The organism is Vibrio crassostreae (assembly GCF_041439375.1).
GTDB lineage: Bacteria > Pseudomonadota > Gammaproteobacteria > Enterobacterales > Vibrionaceae > Vibrio > Vibrio crassostreae_D.
Genome location: NZ_JBGONY010000116.1, coordinates 1 through 4,243 on the forward strand (window position 1 = coordinate 1; position 4,243 = coordinate 4,243).

A 4,243-nucleotide genomic window follows, 5' to 3' on the forward strand; every position below is an offset into this window, starting at 1 on the left:
TGAGGGGATAGGGGGATCAGTTCGAGGCTGTTACATATCCGTATTTTTGGGTTCATTCCTGCCAATGTTACACGACCATCTGAGCTTCTGAGACATATCTGGCGTAGAGTAATTCATAACAATACGACCTGTTTTTTTATTTAGTTTAGCTAATCCGATGTAATCTTTAATAAATAAGGTCTTTGAGTTATTAGAAATATCTGTACCATCATTAGAGCCATAACTAGAAATGACCCACCCACCAATTTCAATTGAGTAGTAGTAATCTTCTTTAATTCTCAACCAGCCATCTTTGATATCTCCCACAGCCAAATCTCTTAATTTTGGAGTAAGTGATGTTAGTTCGCAGAATAGATGCCTTTTTTCATCATATTTAACGGTGTCGGCGGCATTTCCACTCGATGAAATCACCATCAAAATCAAAAGAATTTTTTTCATTAACCTTCCTGCATTGATTTTCTTGAAATCAGGTTTATATAATAAATTGCTTGCGCAAGTATAAGATAAATAAAATTAACATCAAATGGTAATCTCACTATAAAATCAACGCAGTTCTAAAACTTAAAAAAGGTGAAGTCGGGATTATAAAATGCCATCAAATTTAATAATCAGGAAAATTTTCCACGTCATTTTTCTGTCAATGCTGAGTCACAAATCATTTGCTGAACCACTTAACTACAAGGAAAAAGAATCAGCCTTTATTGCGGCAGGGTATCTCTTAAATCAAAATTTTTGGCGCAATGATTGTGACGATACGAGCGTTACTTCCGCTGGAGAAATCGACATGGTACTAGATTTAAACCATGATAAAAAACCAGAAGTCCTGATAATGCAATCTAGCTCGTATTGCTATGGCAATGTAGGGTACCATTATACCCTCCTCAGCAAGTTGCCCAATATGAAATGGAAAGTCATAGCTAAAGGGGTTGGCATACCCAAATTTATTGCACATGAGGAATTTAGTTCTTGGCCTGAGATAGAGGTAGGTGGTCCCAGTTTTTGTTTCCCTATTTTGCAATGGAGCGGTAAGGACTATGTGTTTGATCGATACCAATACGATTATAAACCATGTTCTTTAAACAAATAGATCCCCCGTTCAATGGAAATCGAAATATTAGCTAAATAAAACACATATTAACTCTATGTTATCAATAATATGGAGTTAGTCATGCTAAAAATAACCAACCTTCAACAAGCCACAACCCTACCAACCCTACCAACCACTACAACCCTGCAAGACCAAGTCAAAGCCATACTCACTGAACCATTCCACGATGAAACAGAAACCCAACAGGCATGGGATGAACTGCAATGTGAACTCTGGTTCCTCACCTCAATTAATGAGCTAAACGCTGTCGTCGACGACGATATCGAACTGCTGAAACGAGCCCTAACCTATACCGAATTCGAAGATGATCTAGATTACGGAGCTTCTATATCCCTAAGTATTGTCGAGGACAGTGGTAAGGGGCTCTACCTACTGATGCCTAAGACACTCCGCACTGAATTACATCAATATTTCTCAATCTCAGATGAATAAGGGGGACTGATGCAATCACGTAAATTCAAATTTAATAAACGCCAACTTGATTCATTACCGCCGACGCCGTCGACAAGTCGAAGTAAAGAAACTGAGTATACGGATGAGCTCTGTAGCGGCCTGAAAATTATAATTAATAGACAAGGGAGACGTAGGTTCCTATTCAGATACACCTATTTCGGGAAAAAGAAATCGTTACAAATTGGTGAATACCCTGCGCTAGATATCAACACTGCTAGACAGATAGCCAATGACCACAAGCGAGAGATAGCTCTAGGTAATGACCCCAAGGCTATGAGGGATGAAAAATCCAATGTACTTAGTTTTCAGGAATTTGCGGAAGAACACTACTTACCCTATGCCCGCATGAACAAACTCACTGCTAAGAATGATGTCGGTAACTTAAAGCTACATTTCTACCCTAAATGGGGCAAGAAAAGCATCACCGATATCAACCAGCAAGACATTCAAAAGCTACTCGATGGAGTTTTAGAAACAAGGAAACCATCCACTGTAAATCGTCTTCGGTCGCTCATTTTACGAATGTATAGGCTCGCAAAAGAATGGGGATTCGTGGACAAGAATCCGGGACAGTACATAAGGAAGCTTAAGGAGAATAATTTAAGAAACAGATTCCTGAACCGCAAAGAGGTTTCATCTTTCATCAAGGCATGTAACGAGGAACCCAATCGCACCCAAGGGAATGCCTTAAAATTCGCACTGCTTACTGGGATGAGAATTGGTGAGATTACTAACTCTAAGTGGGACTGTCTTACCGTCGACGACGACGGCAATTGGAGCCTATTTCTTCCCCACACAAAATCGGGGTTATCAAGGACGGTTCTGCTCAATAATTTAGCTAAGGAGGTAATACATGACCAACGACGATTTCAGATACGTAAGAACCCCTATATCTTTGCCGGAGATGCACCCGGTAGACCTATCGCACATCCAAAGAAGGCATTCGCTCGAATCAAGAAAGCAGCAGGTATCTACGATGACTTCCGCATTCATGACCTCAGGCATAGCTTTGCAAGTATCCTGATAAATTCCGGAAATGCGACGCTCTATGATGTTCAGCATTTGTTAGGGCATCAGAGCCCTCAAACTTCGACTAGGTATGCTCATTTGGCTTCGAGTAGGCTAAGAGAGGTAAGTGCTAATGTTTCTGAGTTGGTTGGGGATGTTAGTCACGGATAGTGTAAAAGCAGTGAGTATGTTGCTCACTGTTTTTTTGGTACTTTGGGGAAGGATTTGTAGGTATCTGGTGAGCATTAACTCATGTTACATTATGCGACACCTTGAGTATATTGACACCTAACAGAGGAAATGAATAACTTGGATAGTTATAGACAGACAATATCAACAGATGCAAATCTTACTGATCAAGATGGTAAATCGATTATGGTCGATTGCTCTGTTACATTACCTTTGCTTTTTGGCCAGCCTGCTGAGGTCCGAGTTGGAATTCCAAATGAGGTAATGCCTATACCGAACCTCAAGACTCCTTGGCAGGTTAAAACTTTTCAAGGGGCTGAAATAATTACCTTAGAAAATGTTCATTACCGAAGATTAACTACCGATACCCTTCTAAAGAGAAAGCTTGGTTCAATCCCTGTAAACCTAAGTCATATACAAAGTTTGACGATAAACATGGTTCATAACTCACCTGATTATCGGTTTTCGATTTATATATCTGATACTGAATATTTTAGGACGTTATCTATTGAAGAGGGCCAAAATGGCATTAGTCAAATAGCTATGTTCAGTCACCCAACTCTTGGTGAAATTATTCTACAAAAATATAGTGTTGAATCCGCAACGCTTAGTGGGAATGGCTCATTAAAGCTACATGGCTATAGGCTAGAAGTTGAATGTGACAGACCTAATACTAGCCCTGAAGCTATCATTAATGCAATCCAGCCCTTACTTGATATATTGTCTTTTTTTTCACGACAAAGAGTGTTGGTTTTAGGTTGGGAACATCAAACGGAAAGTGAATATATTAGGCACTGGAAATACCCACTAAATGCAATACAGACGAATTATTCCTTATATGAGCCTCGTTCTTATTTAATGAGTCGTAAAGTTGATGAGCTAGAAAAAATGATCAATATAGGTTTATCGAATTATTACGGTTTGGAAGACTCAGAACAGGATATGGTACATAAACTTAGCTTTAATCTTTGTTCATCATTAGAACGTAGAGATGATGCTAAATATATGGCTTTATTCACAGCTTTGGAGTCTTATGCCAAAAAGCTGAGCCTTAGATTAGAGCCAGATGAAACAAGGTCAAAATCCATTCAATTAATAAAAAAAGCGGCAAAGCCACATCAAAAAGTCGACCATGATGTATACAAAATGCTAATGAGCCTAACTTCAGACATTAAAAAGACCTCTGCTGCTGATTCAATTGAGAATTTTTTATTTAAACATCGAGTGCTTAAAGAAGATCTTTGGTCAATTCAAGGGAAAGGTGGATTGCTTAAGATTAGAAATCACTTAGCTCATGAAGGTAATCATAATGTTGACCATCAAGGGTTGGCAGTTGCTACATTACACCTAACGATACTCATTGAAAGAGTTATTTTAGGGGTTCTGAACTTAAAGCTTGAATCATCTGTTCAACGGGATCTAAGGCAGGAACCTTGGCTCAATTTAGAATACGCGAATAGATTAAAAAATTTAATTATACAGAAT

The 4,243-nt window shown here is 38.8% G+C and carries 5 protein-coding genes; 4 read left to right on the forward strand and 1 reads right to left on the reverse strand.

Annotated features, from left to right (window positions below; genetic code table 11):
- Positions 1-30 precede the first annotated feature (30 nt).
- Complete coding sequence (locus ACED45_RS23735; protein ID WP_265132840.1) at positions 31-438, reverse strand: hypothetical protein; 408 nt, start codon at positions 436-438, stop codon at positions 31-33.
- A 151-nt stretch (positions 439-589) separates the two neighbouring features.
- On the opposite strand from ACED45_RS23735, the gene ACED45_RS23740 reads away from it, so the two are divergent.
- From ACED45_RS23740 to ACED45_RS23755, 4 genes are all read left to right on the forward strand, one after another.
- Positions 590-1,087: a hypothetical protein gene (locus ACED45_RS23740; RefSeq protein WP_265132839.1), complete on the forward strand. Its 498-nt coding sequence runs from the start codon at positions 590-592 to the stop codon at positions 1,085-1,087.
- 81 nt (positions 1,088-1,168) lie between these two features.
- Complete coding sequence (locus ACED45_RS23745; protein ID WP_371715182.1) at positions 1,169-1,540, forward strand: hypothetical protein; 372 nt, start codon at positions 1,169-1,171, stop codon at positions 1,538-1,540.
- 9 nt (positions 1,541-1,549) lie between these two features.
- Positions 1,550-2,740, forward strand: coding sequence for a tyrosine-type recombinase/integrase (locus tag ACED45_RS23750; RefSeq protein ID WP_371715183.1), 1,191 nt, complete (start codon positions 1,550-1,552; stop codon positions 2,738-2,740).
- Between the two features lie 138 nt (positions 2,741-2,878).
- A partial coding sequence (locus ACED45_RS23755; protein ID WP_371715184.1) for a hypothetical protein occupies positions 2,879-4,243 on the forward strand: 1,365 nt, incomplete at its 3' end.

Bases quoted from the DNA above. Each gene is read 5' to 3' on its own strand.
- ACED45_RS23745 (WP_371715182.1), top strand. From the start codon at position 1,169: ATGCTAAAAATAACCAACCTTCAACAAGCCACAACCCTACCAACCCTA.
- ACED45_RS23735 (WP_265132840.1), bottom strand. From the start codon at position 438: ATGAAAAAAATTCTTTTGATTTTGATGGTGATTTCATCGAGTGGAAAT.
- ACED45_RS23750 (WP_371715183.1), top strand. From the start codon at position 1,550: ATGCAATCACGTAAATTCAAATTTAATAAACGCCAACTTGATTCATTA.
- ACED45_RS23740 (WP_265132839.1), top strand. From the start codon at position 590: ATGCCATCAAATTTAATAATCAGGAAAATTTTCCACGTCATTTTTCTG.